General features: G+C 60.0%; 13 protein-coding genes. 8 read left to right on the top strand and 5 right to left on the bottom strand.

What is annotated here, in order from left to right:
• The first annotated feature begins 41 nt into the window (after positions 1-41).
• On the top strand, positions 42-3,017 hold the full coding sequence (locus GRX76_RS04480) for a Calx-beta domain-containing protein (protein ID WP_160152208.1): 2,976 nt from the start codon (positions 42-44) through the stop codon (positions 3,015-3,017).
• A 115-nt stretch (positions 3,018-3,132) separates the two neighbouring features.
• On the opposite strand, the gene GRX76_RS04485 is transcribed toward GRX76_RS04480, so the two are convergent.
• Positions 3,133-5,481, bottom strand: coding sequence for a Tex family protein (locus GRX76_RS04485; RefSeq protein WP_160152209.1), 2,349 nt, complete (start codon positions 5,479-5,481; stop codon positions 3,133-3,135).
• A gap of 452 nt (positions 5,482-5,933) precedes the next feature.
• Here GRX76_RS04485 and GRX76_RS04490 point away from each other — a divergent pair, with 452 nt between their 5' ends.
• From GRX76_RS04490 to GRX76_RS19140, 6 genes are all read left to right on the top strand, one after another.
• Positions 5,934-7,097 (top strand): efflux RND transporter periplasmic adaptor subunit, encoded by a 1,164-nt coding sequence (locus GRX76_RS04490; RefSeq protein WP_236250545.1) that lies wholly within the window; start codon positions 5,934-5,936, stop codon positions 7,095-7,097.
• A gap of 2 nt (positions 7,098-7,099) precedes the next feature.
• Entirely contained in the window at positions 7,100-10,234 is a 3,135-nt protein-coding gene (locus tag GRX76_RS04495; RefSeq protein ID WP_160152210.1) for an efflux RND transporter permease subunit, read from the top strand.
• A 112-nt stretch (positions 10,235-10,346) separates the two neighbouring features.
• The gene (locus GRX76_RS04500) at positions 10,347-11,087 is read left to right on the top strand and encodes a 16S rRNA (uracil(1498)-N(3))-methyltransferase (protein WP_160152211.1); all 741 of its coding nucleotides are present in this window, start codon (positions 10,347-10,349) and stop codon (positions 11,085-11,087) included.
• Positions 11,088-11,119: 32 nt separating this feature from the next.
• A complete protein-coding gene (locus GRX76_RS04505; RefSeq protein ID WP_160152212.1) occupies positions 11,120-11,482 on the top strand; it encodes a hypothetical protein in 363 nt (120 codons plus the stop codon).
• 20 nt (positions 11,483-11,502) lie between these two features.
• Positions 11,503-12,162, top strand: a complete 660-nt coding sequence (locus tag GRX76_RS04510) for an HAD family phosphatase (RefSeq protein WP_160152213.1) — start codon at positions 11,503-11,505, stop codon at positions 12,160-12,162.
• Positions 12,163-12,211: 49 nt separating this feature from the next.
• Positions 12,212-12,376: a hypothetical protein gene (locus GRX76_RS19140; protein WP_201276910.1), complete on the top strand. Its 165-nt coding sequence runs from the start codon at positions 12,212-12,214 to the stop codon at positions 12,374-12,376.
• A gap of 39 nt (positions 12,377-12,415) precedes the next feature.
• Here the strand turns inward: GRX76_RS19140 and GRX76_RS04515 are convergent, their stop codons facing one another.
• Positions 12,416-13,165, bottom strand: coding sequence for a hypothetical protein (locus tag GRX76_RS04515; protein ID WP_160152214.1), 750 nt, complete (start codon positions 13,163-13,165; stop codon positions 12,416-12,418).
• A 298-nt stretch (positions 13,166-13,463) separates the two neighbouring features.
• On the opposite strand from GRX76_RS04515, the gene GRX76_RS04520 reads away from it, so the two are divergent.
• Positions 13,464-14,012 carry an OmpA family protein gene (locus GRX76_RS04520; protein WP_236250546.1) on the top strand — a complete coding sequence of 183 codons (549 nt, stop codon included), beginning with the start codon at positions 13,464-13,466 and terminating at the stop codon, positions 14,010-14,012.
• Between the two features lie 15 nt (positions 14,013-14,027).
• On the opposite strand, the gene GRX76_RS04525 is transcribed toward GRX76_RS04520, so the two are convergent.
• The 3 genes from GRX76_RS04525 to ahcY all read right to left on the bottom strand — a co-directional run bounded on the left by GRX76_RS04525 (position 14,028) and on the right by ahcY (position 18,454).
• Complete coding sequence (locus GRX76_RS04525) at positions 14,028-16,034, bottom strand: OPT family oligopeptide transporter (protein WP_160152216.1); 2,007 nt, start codon at positions 16,032-16,034, stop codon at positions 14,028-14,030.
• A 148-nt stretch (positions 16,035-16,182) separates the two neighbouring features.
• A complete protein-coding gene (metF, locus tag GRX76_RS04530; protein WP_160152217.1) occupies positions 16,183-17,013 on the bottom strand; it encodes a methylenetetrahydrofolate reductase [NAD(P)H] in 831 nt (276 codons plus the stop codon).
• A 64-nt stretch (positions 17,014-17,077) separates the two neighbouring features.
• The gene (gene ahcY / locus GRX76_RS04535) at positions 17,078-18,454 is read right to left on the bottom strand and encodes an adenosylhomocysteinase (protein WP_160152218.1); all 1,377 of its coding nucleotides are present in this window, start codon (positions 18,452-18,454) and stop codon (positions 17,078-17,080) included.
• Positions 18,455-18,471: the final 17 nt, after the last annotated feature.

Genomic DNA, 18,471 nt, shown 5'->3' on the forward strand with positions numbered 1-18,471 from the left:
GAAACTCCATTAATTTAACGATAAAAATCGAGGATGCGATGATGAGTAGTCATACAGCGCACACTACACGTGCGTCCAAAATATGGGAAAAAGGCGCGCGCCTGGGCTCCGGTATTTCCCTCTTGTCCCTGTGCATAGCGTCCGTCGCGGCTGGCGCAGCGGAATACACCATCAACACCGATTCGCCGCGTCAGGTAATCCAGGGTCTGGGCGTGGAGCTGCAGCTCGACAGTATCGGCTCCGGCAACAACGGCCTGCCGGAGCAGGTCACCGGTATCCCGCACGACCTGATCCACTCCGAGCGCGAGCGCCTGAATAACGAAATGCTGCAGGGCTTCCGCTACGCGCGTCTGGCCATGGGCCTGTATTACCGCGGCCTCACCCTGGACGAAAAATACCTTGCGGAGCGCTATCCGGGACATCTTGAGGAAACCCGCAGCATCATCATGGATTCCGGTATGGAAGGCGCCTCGGCGGAGTACTGGTCGCAGACGCCTTATTGGAAATCCACCAACTCCTATATCGGCGGCGAGCTGCGCGACGATATCGACTACGAAGACTTCGGCGATGCGGTGATCAAGGACATCCAGCACTTCGAGCAGGGCGGTATCCCGGTGGTGCGCTGGTCACTGCAGAACGAGCCCTTTACCAGCAACAACCGCTACTCCAATACATATTTCCCCTCGGACGGCATCAAGTATTACGAGGCCTACTTGGCCACCGCCTCCAAGGTGCGCGCCTACAACCCGGATATTTTTCTCCATTCCGACAGTGGCCACGGCCAGAAGAGTTCGCGCGTGGACCTGATCCACGAAGACCCCGCGGCGCTAGCGCTGGTGGACGGCTGGAGCTGGCACAAGATCGGCACCAATTCGAATGACCAGATCAAAAATGCCGACTACTACAACAGCGAGACCCACGGCAAACCGGTCTACAACAACGAGTTCGAGTACCTGGACGGCAAGACCAGCGTCGACCGCATGATCAACACCGCCCAGTCGATCATGAACTGGATGACCTTCATGGACTCGCCCACCTGGTACTGGCTGCACGCGCTCAAGCCCAGTTACAACAAAGAGTCCGAAGGCTACGGCCTCGGGCTGTGGCGTCCGGGTGACGACAATAATTTCGACCAGTACAGCCACATAGCCCCGCACCACTGGGATTACCTGAATACGAACTGGAACGGTATCGCCGGCTTTGTGAAGTACATGCCGTGGGACTCGGTGCGCCAGCACGTGAACGAGCAGAAGGTGCGCTTCAACCAGCGCATCATGTCCTGGAAAACCCCGTCCGGGCAGATGGTGTTCGCGCTCACCAACCGCAACACCACGCCATTCACTTATACCATCGACATCAGCAAAACCAGCGGCGCGTTTACCGGCCGCCGCTTCGACGTCGCCGAGCGCGATGCCTATATCGGCGAAGTGAGCGGTGCGAGCGTGGCGATCACCGTGCCGCCGCAGTCGGTGGAGTTCTGGGTCGAGTACGACCAACAAAAGCCCACCTTCAGTATTTCAACGGTGGGTATGGATATCTGTGAAAACGCGGCGGTCAAGCGCAGCGCTCAGGGACCTTGTGCACAGACCGCCTCCACCGGGGTGCTGAAGGTCAAGCGCATTGGCGGCGACGACCGCGCGGTAACCGTGCAACTGGTGGACCGCAGCTCTGCCAATGCTGGCGAGGACTTTGCGAGTATCCCACTGACGGCGCATTTCGACCAGGGACAGGATACGGTGATGATTCCTGTGGCTCCGATTGATGATACCCAGGGCGAAACCACGGAAAACATCAGTTTCGAGCTGGCCATTCACAACGACTACAACGTTGCCGCAGCAAACCGCGCGACCATCAAACTGCACGACGATGGTGATGACGAACTCAACTGGGTGGGCGTCTATCCGGTGAGCGACGGCGCCGAGTCCGGTATGCCAGTTGTGGTGGAGCTGGTGCGCTCCGGCGACCTGTCGCGCGCGCTGGATGTGAACTACCAGCTTGGCGGCAGCGCCACCGGTGGCAGCGATTACTCGATCCTGGGCAACCGCGCCTACTTTGCGTCGGGCCAAGAGCGCGTGCGCGTCGAGGTGCCGGTGCTGGACGATCGCGAGCTGGAAGAGCACGAGACCCTGTCGGTGGCGCTGCTGCCCTCTGATAAGTACTACGTGAGCAGCCCCATCGCCACCCAGAAAATCACCGACGACGAGCGCCCCTTGACCTTGGTGGTGGACAATGCGGACGCCGGCCGTGTAGCCGTCAACGGCGACTGGGCCACCAGCAGCTTCTCCGACGAGCGCCACGGTGCCGACTACCTGCACGACCGCAAAAACGGCAAGGGCAGCAAGTCGGTCACCTTCAGCCCGCTGCTGCCGTCCGCCAGTGCCTACGCCGTATCAGTGATCTACAGCGCCGGTAACGACCGCGCCAACAATGTGCCGGTAACCATCAATCATGCCGGTGGCAGCAATACGGTGACCGTCAATCAGCAGGAAAACGGCGGCAACTGGGTCGGCCTCGGCGAATACCAGTTCAGCGGTAACAACGCGGATTTGGTGACCATCGCCAACACCGGTACCAGCGGCTTCGTGATGGCCGACGCGGTGCGCTTCGAGGATCTGGGCACCGTGATCGACAACACCCAGGCGCAGCTCACCGGTAGTTGGAACGTGAGCAGCTTCGCGGCTGAGCGTATTGGTGGTGACTATCTGCATGATCGCAACATGCCCAAGGGCGAGCTTGCCGCCACCTATGCATGGCAGGCGCCGACTAGCGGCGACTACATCGTCTATGTGTACTACAACAGCCTGTCCGACCGCGCCACCAACGTACCGGTGACCGTGGAGTACGCCGATGGCAGCGAGACCGTCACCATAGACCAGACCCGCAACGGCGGCGCCTGGCAGCCGCTGGGTGTTTTCCCGCTGGAAGCTGACCAGACCGCACGGGTAACCATCAGCAACGCTGGTACCGACGGCTTTGTAATTGCAGATGCGATTCGCTGGGTGGCAGTTGCGCGCTGAGCGAGCAGCCGTTTAAGAAGCTTGCCGAGCGCCTGTTGGATAATTTTCGGGGCACTGGCAAAAAGAAAGGGCGACCAATATGGTCGCCCTTTCTCGTTTGCGAGGGACGAGTGGCTTACTTCTTACCCTTCATCGCCGCCGCCAGCAGGTCGCCCATGCTGCCGCGGCCGCCGTTGCCAGCGCTTTGCTGCTGGCGGCTGCGGTTGTTGTGACGCTGGGCCTGTCTGGTTTCGCGGTGGTCGCCTTTCTTGACGCCGCCGCTGCCCTGTTCACCGGGCTCGTCGCTCATGCGCATGGACAGGCCGATACGCTTGCGCGCCACGTCCACTTCCATCACCTTCACCTTGACGATGTCGTTCGCCTTGACCACTTCGTGCGGGTCTTTGACGAACTTCTCGGACAATGCAGAGATGTGTACCAGGCCGTCCTGGTGCACGCCGATATCCACAAACGCACCGAAGTTGGTGACGTTGGTGACGGTGCCTTCCAGCACCATGCCCGGACGCAGGTCCTTGATCTCTTCCACGCCCTCTTCGAACTTGGCGGTGCGGAATTCCGGACGCGGGTCGCGGCCGGGTTTTTCCAGTTCGGCGATGATGTCTTTTACCGTGGGCAGGCCGAATTTTTCATCGGTGTAGTCCGCCGGGTTCAGCTTGCGCAGGAAGCCGGAGTCGCCGATCAGGCCGTTGATCTCGCGGCCGTTTTTCTCCGCGATGCGTTTCACCACGATATAGGATTCCGGGTGCACGCCGGATTTATCCAGTGGATCTTCGCCGTTGTTGATACGCAGGAAGCCCGCGGCCTGTTCGAACGCCTTGGGCCCGAGGCGCGGGACTTCTTTCAGCTGCGCGCGGTTTTTGAAGGCACCGTTCTGGTCGCGGTAGCTGACGATGTTGTTGGCGATGGACTGACTGAGGCCGGATACACGCGCCAGCAGCGGTGCGGAGGCGGAGTTCAGCTCGGCGCCGACGCCGTTTACACAGTCTTCCACCACCGCGTCCAGGGAGCGCGCCAGCTGGGACTGGGAAACGTCGTGCTGGTACTGGCCCACACCGATGGATTTGGGATCGATCTTCACCAGTTCGGCCAGCGGGTCTTGCAGGCGACGGGCGATGGAGATGGCACCGCGGATGGTCACGTCCAGGTCCGGGAATTCGCGCGCGGCGAATTCGGAGGCGGAGTACACGGAGGCGCCGGCCTCGTTCACCATCACTTTCTGCGCGGTGAGTTTGTACTGCTTGATGGTGTCACCGACAAACTTGTCGGTCTCGCGGCTGGCGGTGCCGTTGCCGATGGCGATCAGGCCCACGTCGTACTTGTTGCAGAAGGCAGCGATGATCGCGGCGGATTCCTGGATGCGGTTCTGCGGCGGTGTGGGGTAGATGGCGGTGTGGTCCAGCACCTTGCCGGTGGCGTCCACCACGGCCACTTTCACCCCGGTACGCAGGCCCGGGTCGAGGCCGATGGTGGCCTTCTGGCCGGCCGGGGCCGCCAGCAGCAGGTCTTTCAGGTTGCGGGAGAACACCTTGATGGCCTCTTCTTCTGCCATTTCCCGCAGCTGGCCCAGCAGGTCGGTTTCCAGGCTGGTCAGCAGTTTGATGCGCCAGGTCCAGCGCACCACTTCGCCCAGCCATTTGTCGGCGGCGCGGCCGTGGTCTTCGATCTCCACGTGGCGGGCGATCATGGTCTCGCAGGGGTGGCCCTGGGCTGGAGTGCGCTCTTCATCGCCCTCAAGGCCCAGGTTGATGGCGAGAATACCTTCGTTGCGGCCGCGGAAGATGGCCAGGGCGCGGTGGCTCGGCACCTTGGAGAAGGGTTCGGCGTACTCGAAGTAGTCGCGGAACTTGGCGCCTTCCTCTTCCTTGCCGTCCAGCAGCTTGGATTTCACCTGGCCTTCGCGCTGTAAATAGTCGCGCAGCTTGCCCAGCAGCTCGGCGTCTTCGGCGAAGCGCTCCATCAGGATGAATTTGGCTCCATCCAGCGCGCCCTTGATGTCTTTGACGTGCAGCGCGGGATCTTCGTTGTCGCTGTTGAGGTACTTCTGCGCTTCCTCTTCCGGGTTCAGGGTCGGGTCGGCGTAGAGGGCGTCGGCCAGTGGTTCCAGGCCCGCTTCGATGGCGATCTGGCCTTTGGTGCGGCGCTTGGGCTTGTAGGGAAGGTAGAGGTCTTCGAGGCGGTTCTTGGTATCGGCGGCATTGATCTGGGTGGCGAGTTCCGGCGTAAGTTTGCCCTGCTCGTCGATGCTTTTGAGGATGGCCGCGCGGCGCTCTTCCATCTCGCGCAGGTAGCGCAGGCGGTCTTCCAGGGTACGCAGCTGGGAGTCGTCCAGTTCGCCAGTGACCTCTTTCCGGTAGCGGGAGATGAAGGGTACGGTGGCGCCTTCATCCAGCAGTCCCACGGCAGCGGCCACCTGTTGGGGGCGCACGTTCAGTTCTTCGGCAATACGGGCGTTGATATCCAACATCTTGTTATTTACATCCTCGATGAGTCTATGGCCGGTGGCCTGCGGAAAATATGGGCGCAGTATTCACCGGTAGCAGCGAAACGAAATGAATGGGTTCGATCAAAGTGTGTCCAACCTTCTGGCCAAACAGAGATGGCGACCGATGCTAAAAACGGCGGCCATTATGGGCCATGGGGCGGCGTCTACCAAGATTGACAGAGCAGCGATTTTTGCGCCCGGGAAATTGCTCACAGAGCCCGTTTGCGGTCAAGTGCACTTAGTTGCGACAGCCTGCATCCGAGGACAGTTTCAATCTCGTCAGACTCCAGTAGAATGCGTAACTAGTTAAATTTTGATCAATGGAAGCGTCTGTGAATCTTTCTAATAAAAGCGCGAACAAAAGCACTGGGAAAAACAAAGTTTTAGGGGTCGTTGTGCTCGCAGGGGTGGCTGTTATAGCCGCTGTGATTCTGATGGCGCCAAAGCCAGAGGAAAAAGAAGCGGAGGTAGTGGTGCCGCCGGTGGCGGATGTGCTCTATGCCGAGCCCGGTCGCCACACCCTGCTGGTGCCGAGCCAGGGTTCGGTACACGCACGTCACGAGATTGAAGTGGTGGCCCGCGTTGGCGGTGTGATCGAAAGCGTGAACGATGCCTTTGTTCCTGGTGGCTTTTTCCTGAAGGGCGATTCCCTGATCCAGATCGAAGCCGCGGACTACCGCCACGCGCTCACCCGCACCGAGTCCCAGGTTGCCAGCGCTGCTGCTGCGCTCGCCCAGGAAGAGGGGGTTTCCAAGCAGGCCAAGCGCGAGTGGCGCGACCTGGGCACAGAAAAGGCCAATGCTCTGTTCCTGCGCAAACCGCAGCTGGCCGCGGCCAGTGCGGCGCTGGCTGCGGCCAAAGCCGATCGCGACCAGGCCAAGCTGGACCTGGACCGCACGGCGGTGAAGGCGCCGTTTGCCGGTCGTGTAGTGGAAACCCTGGTCGATATCGGCCAGTACGTGACCCCGGGTACCAAACTCGCCCGTATCCACAGTGTGGGTGTCGCGGAAGTGCGCCTGCCTCTGACCGACCACCAGTTGTCACTGCTGGAACTGCCCCTCGGCCGCGCCATCGAAAATGGCCCTGCGGTGCGTGTAGCGGCGAACCTGGCGGGACAGGAGCGCGAGTGGCGAGGACAGATAGTGCGCACCGAGGCCGCGATCGATCCCAACAGCCGCTTTGTTTACGCGGTTGCCCAGGTACAGAACCCCTATCAGGGCGACGCACCGCTGATCAACGGCATGTTCGTGGAAGCGCAGATCGCCGGCAAAACCTATGACGACATCACCCTGCTGCCGCGCCAGGCGCTGCACGAGGGCAACCATATCCTGGTGCTGAACGACGAGAACCAGCTGGCCTTTAAACAGGTGAAGCTGCTGCAGGCGGTGGGCGAACAGGTCTGGCTGCGCGGCGATATCGATTCCGGTGAAAAAGTGGTTATCTCCAGCCTGGGCTATTCCCGCGAGGGCATGGTGCTGACCCCCAACCCGCTGAATGACAAGCCCTCCGGGCTGATGCTGGGTGAAAAGGAAGAGGCGGAGTCTGAAGAGCCTGCGGAGAGCGCCGGTTCCACCGCTTCTGCACAGGGGGCCTTCTGATTATGGAAGGCATCATCGGATGGTTCGTCCGCAACAGTAAGGCCGCCAACCTGCTGATGATCCTGATCATCATTGGCGGCATCTTCGGTATCTCCCATGTAGGGCGGGAAGTATTCCCGGCCATCAACCCCGGCGTGGTCCGAATCAATATCAGCTACCCCGGCGCCGGCCCCGCGGAAGTGGAGCAGCAGGTCACCCTGCGCGTGGAGCAGGCGATCTCCGAGGTGAAGGGCATCAAGGAGGTCAACTCCTGGTCCAGTCGCAGCAACAGCACCGTGCGCATTCAGGCGGTGGACGGCTATGACGAGCTACGCCTGCTGAACGACATCAAGGTGCAGGTGGATTCCATCAACACCTTCCCGGCGGATATCGAGCGCCCGGTGATTGCGCTGGAGGAGTGGGAACAGCAGATGATGATGATCGCCATCGGTGGTCCCGTCTCCCCGCGCCAGCTCAAGGACACTGCACTGGATCTGCGTGACAAGCTGATGCTGTTGCCCGGTGTGCGTCGCGTTGACGTCTGGGGCGATCGCGCCGATGAGGTCTCCATCGAGGTCTCGGAAATCGATCTGCGCCGCTACAACCTTTCCTTTGACGATGTCTCCAGTGCGGTGCGCCGCTCCTCCCTGGACCTGCCCGCCGGGCGTGTGCGCTCCGAGCGCGGCGATATCCAGGTGCAGACCCGCGGCCAGGCTTATACCGCCGATGACTTCGCGCGCATTCCGCTGGTGAGCCGCAAGGATGGCACCCAGCTGCTGCTGGGCGACGTGGCCAAGATCAATGACGGTTTCGAGGAAGAGGGTTCGGTCATCCGCTTCAACGGCAAGCCGGCCATGAACCTGCGGGTGATGCAGGGCGAGCCGCTGGACGTGGTGGCCACTGCCGAGGCGATCCGCCAATTCATGAAGGAGACCCAGGAAGTCCTGCCACCCGGGATGGAATTCAAAACCTGGTTCGATTTCTCGGAAGCCTATGAAAGCCGCATGAGCATGCTGTTCTGGAATGCGGTGACCGGTCTGATCCTGGTGTTTGTACTGCTGATGCTGTTCCTGCGCCCGGCGCTGGCGGTGTGGGTAACTGTGGGTATCTTTACCGCGTTTATGGGCGCCTTCTGGCTGCTGCCGCTCACGGGCATCACCCTGAACATGTTGTCGCTGTTCGCCTTCCTGATGATCCTCGGGATCGTGGTGGATGACGCCATCATTGTCGGCGAGGCGGTGCACGCGGCCCACGACCGTGGGGAAACGGGGCTCCAGGCCGCCGAGGCCGGGGTCAAGACAGTATCGGCACCGGTGATCTTCGCGGTGGTGTCCACCATGGTGTTCTTCGTGCCCATGCTGTTCCTGCCCGGGTACACCTCGCAGATGATGATGTCACTGCCGGTGGTTGTGCTGCTGTGTCTGAGCTTCTCCCTGATTGAATCGCTGCTGGTTCTGCCGGCGCACCTGGTCAAGCTGAAGCCGGAGAAACCGGCGACGTCAGCGATGGGGATCAAGCTGCAGCAGGTACGTGCGAAGTTTGCCAACGCCATGCACCTGGCTGGTGAAAAGTATTACCTGCCGTTGTTGGAAAAGACCCTCAGCAACAGCCGCGCCACGGTGATGACCTTCTTTATGGCGCTGATCCTGTCCTTCGCACTGTTTGGCGGCGGCTATGTCGGCAAGGCTTTTTCTCCGGAAGTGCCGTCGGACCTGCTGGAGCTGCGCACCACCATGGCCCAGGGGGAATCCTTCGAGGAGACCAAGCGGGTGATGGAGAAGTTCGAGCGCGCTGGCGAGCAGCTGGCGAAAGACCCGGACATGCTGGCACTGAATGGCGGTGAACCCTTTGTCGAGAACACCATGGTGTTCCTGTGGCGCGGCAACGTGACCGTGCTGCTGCAGCTGACCGATGGCGAGCATCGGGATGTGACCTCCGAACAGCTTGCACTCAAGTGGCGCGAGTACATTGGCGAACTGCCTGCAAGCATCGAGGAAATGAATATCCAGCACACCATCAACGATGGTGGCAAGGGTATGTCCCTGAACCTGAGTACCGCCTCTGGCGATATGGACGAGATGCGCCGCGCCGCCGATGCGGTGAAGAAGGAGCTGAACAGTTTTGCCGGCGTCTACGACGTGCGCGATAACCTGATCAGTGCCCGTCGTGACATCGAAATCCAGCTTAAGCCCCATGCCACTAATATGGGTATCGGTTTGGCGGATGTGGCCAAGCAGGTGCGTCAGGGCTTCTTCGGTGAAGAGGTGCAGCGCATTCCCCGCGGTCGCGAGGATGTGCGTGTGATGGTGCGCTACCCGCAGGAAGAGCGTGGCAACGAAGACCAGATCGACCGTATCCGTATCCGCACCAACGAGGGTGAGATTCCCTTCAGCGCGGTGGCGGAAGCGGTTTACGTGCCTGGTTACACCACCATCCGCCGCAACGATCGTGAACGCACGGTGCAGGTTACCGCCGAGCTGATTCCGGGTACTTCCCCGGCACACGAAATCCTGAAAGAGTTGCGCGAAAAAAATCTGAAAAAATGGGAGTCCCAGTTCCCCGGTTTCAGCCTCAAGACCGCCGGTGAAATGCAGGAAGAGGAAGAGTTTGGCTCGGCCATTCTCGCCTTCTTTATCCTGTCGCTGTTCGTGATCTATGCGCTGCTGGCGATTGCGTTCCGCTCCTATTCACAGCCGCTGCTGATCCTGACCGCAGTGCCTTTCGGTTTCTTCGGCGCGATTCTGGGGCACCTGCTGATGGGCTATAACATCAGCATCATGTCGATGCTGGGTTTCCTGGCGGCAGCGGGCGTGGTGGTGAACGACAACCTGGTATTGATGGACCGCATCAACCAGCTGCGCGCCCAGGGCGTCGAAGTGATGGAAGCGGTTGTTCAGGCGGGCCGGGATCGTTTCCGCCCGATTATCCTGACGTCCATTACCACTTTCGTGGGCCTGGTGCCGATCATGTTCGAGCGTTCAATTCAGGCGCAGTTCCTGATCCCGATGGTGGTGAGCCTGGCGTTTGGCGTACTCTGCGCCACTTTCGTGACCCTGCTGCTGGTGCCGAACCTGTACAAGATCATCGAAATGCTTCGAATTAAGGTCAAGGGCGACAAGATCAACGAGGAGCTGCCAGTCAGCTTCGAGAAGGTCTGATACTTGCCTGCAGCCACTGCCTCTGGAAAAGGGCAGTGGCTGCAAATCTACAACTTCCCTCCCTCCTGTATTACCCTTCACGCAATTCTTATTCTGTATCCAGGATCGACCTTTGCGTATCCCCCGTATTTTTTCCGCCGAGCCACTGGCGGGTAAAACTGAAGTGCAATTGGATGAAGCCGCATCGCGCCATCTGGTCAAGGTGTTGCGCCTGGGACCCGGCCGCCCGTTGATTCTGTTTGACGGTGAAGGCGGCGAATACGCCGCGGAATTACTGGAAAGCGGCAAGAAGGCGCGGGTAAGTATCGGTGCCTTTACCGAAGGCGACCGGCAGTCGCCGCTGGCCATCACCCTGGCCATTGGCATCTCCCGCGGTGACCGCTTTGATTGGGTCATCCAGAAAGCAACCGAACTGGGGGTGAGCGCGATACAGCCGCTGTTTACCGAGCGCTGCGAAGTAAAACTTTCCGGCGACCGGCTGCAGAAAAAGCTGGGACAGTGGCAGCAGATTGCCATCAGTGCCTGCGAACAGAGCGCGCGCAACCGGGTACCGGAGATTCTGGAGCCGGTGAAACTGACCCAGTACCTCGCATTGACCAAGGGTGCCAGCGCACTGAAACTGGTGTTGCATCACCGCACCGATACCTCACTGGCACAGCTGGAACAGCAGCTCGGTCGCCCGGATGCCGCGCTATTATTGGTGGGCCCGGAAGGGGGGCTATCGGCAGAGGAAATCGAGCTGGCCATGCAGCAGGGCTTTCACCCGCTGCGCCTGGGGCCAAGGGTACTGCGTACCGAAACGGCACCGGTTGCGGCGCTGTCGGTGCTCCAGTTCCAGTGGGGCGATTTTTAACGCGTAAAAATTTCAAACGGAAGGAAATGGCAATGAAAGCATTGGTCTGGTTGATAGGCGTGGCAATTACCGCGATGTCGGTTCTGATCATCCTCAAACCGCAGATTGCGCGGGATATGGGTGAGCGGATGAACCCGCAGATGTTTTATTTTGGCGCCTGGGCGCGAGTGGTCATCGGTATAGTGTTCCTGCTGATTTCCGATACCCGCAGCTGGGGCACGCTGTTCAATGTGCTGGGGATTTTCCTGATCGTCATCGGCGCTTATGCGTTGCAGGCGGGCTATGAACGGACCCGGGAATTTGTCCTTGGGATAGTGCACGGCAATGAAAACCTGGTACGCGTTGCCGGTGCGGTCGGGGTGCTTATTGGTATCCTGTTGATCTCGGCTACTTGAAAAACGATGTAGGAAGTTTGATGGCACACGGAAAATTCGATACCCGCCTGGTGATTTTTGACTGCGACGGGGTGCTGGTAGACAGTGAGAGTATTGTCTGTCGGGTGCTGGCGGAGGAAATGACCAAGCTGGGGATGCCGGCAACGGCGGATGAGCTGGACGAGCAATTCAGCGGCCGCCCGTCAAAGGACTGTATTGTCGATATCGAAACCCGCTATGGCGGGCCCCTGCCGCCGTCTTATTTCAATGCGACCGAAAGTCGCATTCGCGAAGCCTTCCACACGGAGCTGGAAGCGGTGTCGGGTATTCACGAGGTATTGGAAAAACTTCGCACCACAGACCTGCAAACCTGTGTCGCCTCTTCCGGCCCTCACGCAAAGATGCAGATCACCCTGAATAAAACCGGCCTGTGGGAATACTTTGACGGGCGCATTTTCAGCGCCGATGACGTCGGGCGTGGCAAGCCCTGGCCGGACCTGTTTCTGCACAGCGCGCGCCAGTTTGATATAGCACCGGAGTACTGCCTGGTGGTGGAAGATTCCATTGCCGGAGTGAAAGCCGCGGTAGCGGCAGGGATGCCGGTGATCGGATACAGCCACAACGGCGTGCGCAGCCGTCAGCTGGAAGCCGAGGGCGCGCGGGTAATCCACGATATGCAGTTGCTGCTGGACTACTTTTAAGTCTGGTTTTATCGGGGAAAATTAAGGAAATTACGAAAAGGAGTTGTCCGTGAAAACGATCAAACGCTTACTTGTGGCCGTAACCTGCCTGTTCGCGGCAATTGCCTGCTACGTATTTGGCATCCCCGCTGGCGGCGCCCTGTTTTTGATTCTGGGGCTGCTATTGGAAGGACTCTTCTGGCACCAGCTGCTGCGCCGCCGCAAGGCGGACTGAGCGCAGGCTGATGTCTGCCGCGCTCATTTTGACCGGGTTTTACTGGGTTAAACGAACATCCACTGACGCACTGCGTCGCGTATCCTTGTCGTCGACAAAAGTGCGGGTGTAGCGCAGCTGGTAAATACCCTGGGCCACCAGCTCACTGACCAGCCCTGGAGGCAGTTCGACCGTCTCGCGCATGGGTTTCCCCGCTTGCGCGATCAGCGGCTCTGCCACTTCATAGACCACTCTGTCTCCCACCAGAAATTGCCCGCTGGCCGAGTAGGCGCGGATGTCTCCCAAGTCACTGCCCAGATTCCACGCCATCATCATGCTGCGGGACTTGCTGCTGACCGTCTGGTTAGGCGGTGAAGCCTCTACCTGGGCCAAGCGGCCGCTGGCATTGAGGTCGAACAGAATATGGTTGGAGAGGCTGCCGGCAGCACCGGCGAACACCCGGCGGTAGCCGACCCGGCGCACACCCTTGGCGTGCCAGCTGCGGGCCTGGCTGGCTGAAATCTGCACCACTTCAGTGACTTCCCCGCGGTCGCCGCTGAACTCCAGAATCTGATCCACTACCGCCAGTTCCTGATTGTTGTCCAGGTTGACGAAAACCCCACGGGGAGAGGCGGCGCCGCCCTTGCTCGCCACCCGCCAGGTGACTTTTTCCTGATAGCCATCGCTGGCATTCAGCCAGGCATCGCCCGGGTCTACGGTCACAATCTGTTGGGCAGTGAGTTCACTGCTGTGGATGAGCGCGGCCAGGCACAGGGTGGCGCCGACGGTGGAGAGTAATTTTTTGCCCATGGCGAGCTCCCGCGAGATTCAGGCCTTGTGGAAAGGGTTTGTGGAAAGGTTAAGGTGCTTCCGATCATCTCAGAAATAGCCGGCTTCGCCCAGCGTTCCCCGGCAGCGGCGATTTATGCGTGAATGAACAGGTGGCGCCTTACAATGCCTGCACTGTCGAAATTGATACAGGGGTGACGCATTCAGGTCCCACTGCAATCAGATTCGACTGAACTAGCACAGAGGAGCCGGCAATATGTCTGTTTTCTGGCGGCGCCCCGCGGGGCTGCTTGCGGCAATGATAATTCCGAGCCTTTTCTTGACTGGCTGTCCAGATCCCACCAAAAAATACACCCTCGACCCGCGGGAACTGGTCAGCAACGGCCTGGGTGAGATTGCGGCGCGCCAGGCGGCGCCTTTCGGGGACGATATGGTGCGCTACCTGATGGGGCAGGCGCGGGAAAATGGCGAGATTTTTCTGCTGCGAGTGGATTTCGAGCCCGGTGGCTTCGCGCCGAAAATGGAAACCTTGGGAGATGTTGAGGCGCTGTTGGTGATCATGCGGGATTTCCCCGCGCTGAAAATCGCGGTGGAAGGCCACACGGACAACGCCGGCGACCCGGAAAAAAACCGCAAATTGTCCCAGTGGCGCGCGGACTGGGTGAAGCAGTTTTTACTGGAGCGCGGTATTGGCGCAGAGCGAGTGGAGGCTGCCGGGCTTGGCGATTCCGATCCGGTCGCGGACAACGCCACCCAGAAAGGGCGGGAGCAGAACCGCAGGTTGGTGGTGCGGGTGCTGGATTTTGACGGCAAGCCGGTCAAGGTTCAGCTGAATCGCGAAAAGAAAACGCTACCCGCGCATCCATAATTGCCGGCGTACACCCTAGCCCTTTTTCGCCAGGTACCAGAAGCAGAGCGCGAGCCCGCCCAGCCCCAGCCAGGGCGCCAGGGCAAAGTCGCCGATATAGGGCACTTTGCCCGGTGCGCTGACCGCCAGCACCGCTACGATAACTCCCATCAGGGCCTCGCCGGTTATCAGGCCCGAGGCCAGCAGCAAACCATCGCCTTCCGCTTCCTGGGATTTCTCCCTGGATTGGCGGCGCTTGCGCTGCCAGTGTGCCAGCAGGCCGCCGAGGAAGATCGGGATCGATAATCCCAGTGGCAGATAAACACCGACAGCCACCGCCAGTACCGGAAAGCGGAATTCCGCCCCACGCTTTTTCTGGATCTGGTCCAGCGCGATCAGCAGCACCGCCAGGCCAAAGCCGATAAAGATATAGTTCCATTCGATACCCGCACCAAAAATTCCGGTGGACAGGTCGCGCATCAGGCTGGCCTGGGGTGCGGACAATGGCGTTGCACTGGGGTTGACCGGGCTCACCCGGCCGATGCCGTAGCCCTGGTCGAGAATCGACAGCACCAGTGGAATAGCGCCGGCCGCGGCGATGACACCAATGATCTGGAATACCTGCTGGCGCCAGGGGGTGGCACCGAGAATGTGTCCACACTTGAGATCCTGCATATTGTCCCCGGCGATGGCCGCGGCGGAGCAGATCATGCCTGCCAGGTACATCACCGCGATGGGGCCGAGCCGCCCGGCGATGCCGTCGTTGCCCATCAGCTGCAACAGGATCAGCGCGGAGACGATCACCGTGGCAATGGTGACACCGCTGATGGGATTGTTACTGGAGCCCACCAGGCCCGCCATGTAACCGGCTACCGAGGCAAAGATAAATCCCAGCACCAGCATCAGCGCCGACATGATGGCGGCAATCCAGTAGCGGCTCGGGAAGCCGTCCAGTGCATGCAGGAAAATAAAATACAGCGGTATTGCGGACAGCAATACCAGCAGGCTGACATAGGGAATCGGCATGTCCTGCTCGGTGCGCAGCGGTACCTGGCCCGCCTTGGCCTGCCGGTGCGCACGCAGCGATGCCTTGACCCCGTCCACCAGTGGCCGTGCCAGGGTGATCAGGGACCAGACGCCCCCGACCATCATTGCACCCACGCCGATACGCCGGCACTGCTGCCAGGAGGCATTGGCGAGGTTGTCCCAGTCCTGGGCCGTCCAGCTGCTCATCTCCCCGCTGACACCGGCGAGCTGGCGCAGCTCTTCACCGTTCACCAGCCAGTTCAGCGGCACGCCGATTAAGGTGCCGATCACCCCGCCGATAAATACCAGCACCGCCACGTTCAGGCCGACGATGTAGCCCACGCCGAGCAGTGCCGGACTGAGGGTGATGTTGCCGGTAAACAGCCAGTGGCCGCCAAGCCAGCTTTTGGTGGCAGCGACGCCACCGGCGAGGAGGCCGACGCCGGATTCCAGCAGCTTGATCAGGCCGCCGAGCCCGGCGGCGCGCAACAGCAGGCGCAGTCCGCGTTTGGCCTCTTCGTTGGGGCGGTATTCGGGGTGATCCTTGTCGGTCTGGATACCGCCGGTTTTCAGCACCTGCGCGGTGGCCACACCCTCGGGGAATGCCAGCTCGGTTTCCACGATCAGGGCGCGTCGCAGGGGAATGGTAAAGGCCACGCCGAGCAGGCCGCCGAGAATGCCGATCAGGGTCAGGGTGCTCCAGTGGTAACCGCTCCAGGCTCCCATCATGACCAGCGCCGGCATGGTAAAGATGATCCCCGCCGCCAGGGATTCGCCGGCGGAGGCGGAGGTCTGCACCATGTTGTTTTCGAGAATGGTGGAGCGGCGGAACAGCCGCAGAATGCCCATGGAGGTGGCGGCGGCGGGAATGGAGGCGGAGACGGTGAGGCCGACCAGCAGGCCGATATAAGCATTGGCGGCGGAAAGCACCGCAGAAAGCAGGGCACCGAGAATCAGCGCCTTGAAAGTCAGCTCATTGAGGATCTGGTCCGCGGGAACAAGAGGACGGTCGGCCATAAACGAATCCGTGTCATTAGGCTTTTATGTCTCTTTAGATAGCAAAAAAAGGGGCAGTCTGCCCCTTTTCTATCGCGGTTACCGGGATTTTCGCGGTGGTCTCCCGGTTACCAGTCAGCGTTGTCGCCAGTTACCCCAGCGACCCCGGTTACCCCAGTTCTAGCGCCTTCAGAATGCTCGCGGTGGGTTCCACCTGGTTCATGGTGTAGAAGTGCAATCCCGGCGCACCGCCTTCCAGCAGGGTTTCGCACAGGTCGGTCACTATCTCCAGGCCGAGCTTCTTCACATCTTCCGGATTGCGGTAGCTTTCCATGCGGTACTTCAACCAGCGCGGAATTTCCGCGCCGCAGTTGCGGGAGAAACGCGCCAGGTTGGTGAAGTTGGTGATTGGCATAATGCCCGGATAAATGGGTGCGTCGATACCGGCCTTCTGGCACTGGTCGAGGAAATAAAAGTAGGCATCCGGGTTGTAGAAGTACTGGGTCAGCGCGCTGTTGGCACCGGCCTCGAACTTGCCTTTCAAAAAGCGGATATCGTCGTCGTAGCTTTCGGCTTCCGGGTGGATTTCCGGGTAGGCCGCCACTTCCAGGTGGAAGTGATCTCCGGTGTGGCGGCGGATAAAGGCCACCAATTCATTGGCGTATACCAGCTGGGCTACGGAACCCATGCCGGAGGGCATATCGCCGCGCAGAGCGACAATGCGATCGACACCGGCTTCCTTGTAGCGGTTCAGCAGTTCCAGCACGATCTCTTCGTTGTCACCGCCAAACGACAGATGGGGTGCAATGGAGATACCGTCCTTGCGCAGGCTGGTGACAATATTGACGGTGGTATCGCGAGTGGTACCGCCAGCGCCGTATGTTACGGAGAAAAATTCCGGATTGAACGCCTGCAGTTGCTCGCGTGTATTGTAAAGCTTGTCCCGACCCTCTTCGGTCTTGGGCGGGAAAAACTCAAAGCTGATACGTAAATCACTCATTGTTCTTTTCCATTCCCTCGGCAACCGGCCGCAAGAGGACGTTGCGGCCGGCCGTGAGGTTTTTTTAATACTTGTAACTTTCTGGCTTGTAGGGGCCGTCTACAGATACGCCAATGTATTTGGCCTGGTCTTCGGTCATGCGGGTGATCACGCCGCCGAAGCCTTCCACCATGTATTTGGCCACTTCCTCGTCCAGGTGCTTCGGCAGCACTTTGACGTAGAGTGCAGACACTTTCTGGTCCGCCGGCAGATCGGCAAACTTTTCTTCGAACAGGTGAATCTGGGCCAGCACCTGGTTGGCGAAGGAGCCGTCCATGATGCGGCTGGGGTGGCCGGTGGCGTTGCCCAGGTTGACCAGGCGACCTTCGGACAGCAGCAACAGGTGATCGTTGGTTGCCGCATTGCGCACGATTTTGTGTACCTGCGGTTTTACTTCCTGCCATTCCCAGTTCTTGCGCATAAACGCGGTGTCGATCTCGTTATCGAAGTGACCGATATTGCACACCACGGCGCCGGACTTCAGTGCGGCCAGCATGTGCGCATCGCACACATTGACGTTGCCGGTGGTGGTGACGAGCAGATCGGTTTTCGCCAGCAGTGCGCGATCGATGCAGTCGGAGGTGCCGTCGTTGATGCCATTGATATAGGGCGACACCAGCTCAAAGCCGTCCATGCACGCCTGCATGGCACAGATGGGATCGACCTCGGTGACTTTTACGATCATGCCTTCCTGACGCAGGGAGGCGGCAGAGCCTTTACCCACATCGCCGTAACCGATGACCAGCGCTTTTTTGCCGGACAGCAGGTGGTCGGTGCCGCGCTTGATGGCATCGTTCAGGCTGTGGCGACAGCCGTACTTGTTGTCGTTCTTGCTCTTGGTCACCGCGTCGTTCACGTTGATCGCCGGAACCTTCAAGGTGCCCGCTTTCAGCATGTCCTGCAGGCGGTGTACGCCGGTGGTGGTCTCTTCACTGATGCCGTGTACCGCATCGAGAAGTTCCGGGTACTTGCGGTGCAGCAGCTCGGTGAGGTCGCCACCATCGTCCAGAATCATGTTCGGCTGCCAGCCGGCCACGTCGGCACCAATGGTGCGCTCCAGGCACCAGTCATACTCTTCTTCGGTTTCGCCCTTCCAGGCGAAGACCGGAATACCACTGGCGGCGATGGCAGCGGCCGCGTGATCCTGGGTGGAAAAAATATTGCAGGAGGACCAGCGCACTTCCGCGCCCAGGGCAACCAGGGTCTCGATCAGTACCGCGGTCTGGATGGTCATGTGGATACAGCCCATGATGCGGGCGCCGGCCAGCGGCTGTGCAGCACGGTATTTTTCCCGCAGGGTGATCAGGGCTGGCATTTCGCCTTCGGCAATTTCGATTTCCTTGCGGCCCCAGTCGGCGAGGGAAATGTCGGCTACTTTGAAGTCTTTAAATTCGGTGCTCATCGGGTTTGTTACCTAAA

The sequence above is a fragment of the Microbulbifer sp. ALW1 genome (genome assembly GCF_009903625.1).
In the GTDB taxonomy this organism is placed as follows: domain Bacteria; phylum Pseudomonadota; class Gammaproteobacteria; order Pseudomonadales; family Cellvibrionaceae; genus Microbulbifer.

Bases quoted from the DNA above. Each gene is read 5' to 3' on its own strand.
- GRX76_RS04495 (WP_160152210.1), top strand. From the start codon at position 7,100: ATGGAAGGCATCATCGGATGGTTCGTCCGCAACAGTAAGGCCGCCAAC.
- GRX76_RS04505 (WP_160152212.1), top strand. From the start codon at position 11,120: ATGAAAGCATTGGTCTGGTTGATAGGCGTGGCAATTACCGCGATGTCG.
- GRX76_RS04510 (WP_160152213.1), top strand. From the start codon at position 11,503: ATGGCACACGGAAAATTCGATACCCGCCTGGTGATTTTTGACTGCGAC.
- GRX76_RS04490 (WP_236250545.1), top strand. From the start codon at position 5,934: ATGGCGCCAAAGCCAGAGGAAAAAGAAGCGGAGGTAGTGGTGCCGCCG.
- metF (WP_160152217.1), bottom strand. From the start codon at position 17,013: ATGAGTGATTTACGTATCAGCTTTGAGTTTTTCCCGCCCAAGACCGAA.
- ahcY (WP_160152218.1), bottom strand. From the start codon at position 18,454: ATGAGCACCGAATTTAAAGACTTCAAAGTAGCCGACATTTCCCTCGCC.
- GRX76_RS04480 (WP_160152208.1), top strand. From the start codon at position 42: ATGAGTAGTCATACAGCGCACACTACACGTGCGTCCAAAATATGGGAA.
- GRX76_RS04515 (WP_160152214.1), bottom strand. From the start codon at position 13,165: ATGGGCAAAAAATTACTCTCCACCGTCGGCGCCACCCTGTGCCTGGCC.
- GRX76_RS04525 (WP_160152216.1), bottom strand. From the start codon at position 16,034: ATGGCCGACCGTCCTCTTGTTCCCGCGGACCAGATCCTCAATGAGCTG.
- GRX76_RS04485 (WP_160152209.1), bottom strand. From the start codon at position 5,481: ATGTTGGATATCAACGCCCGTATTGCCGAAGAACTGAACGTGCGCCCC.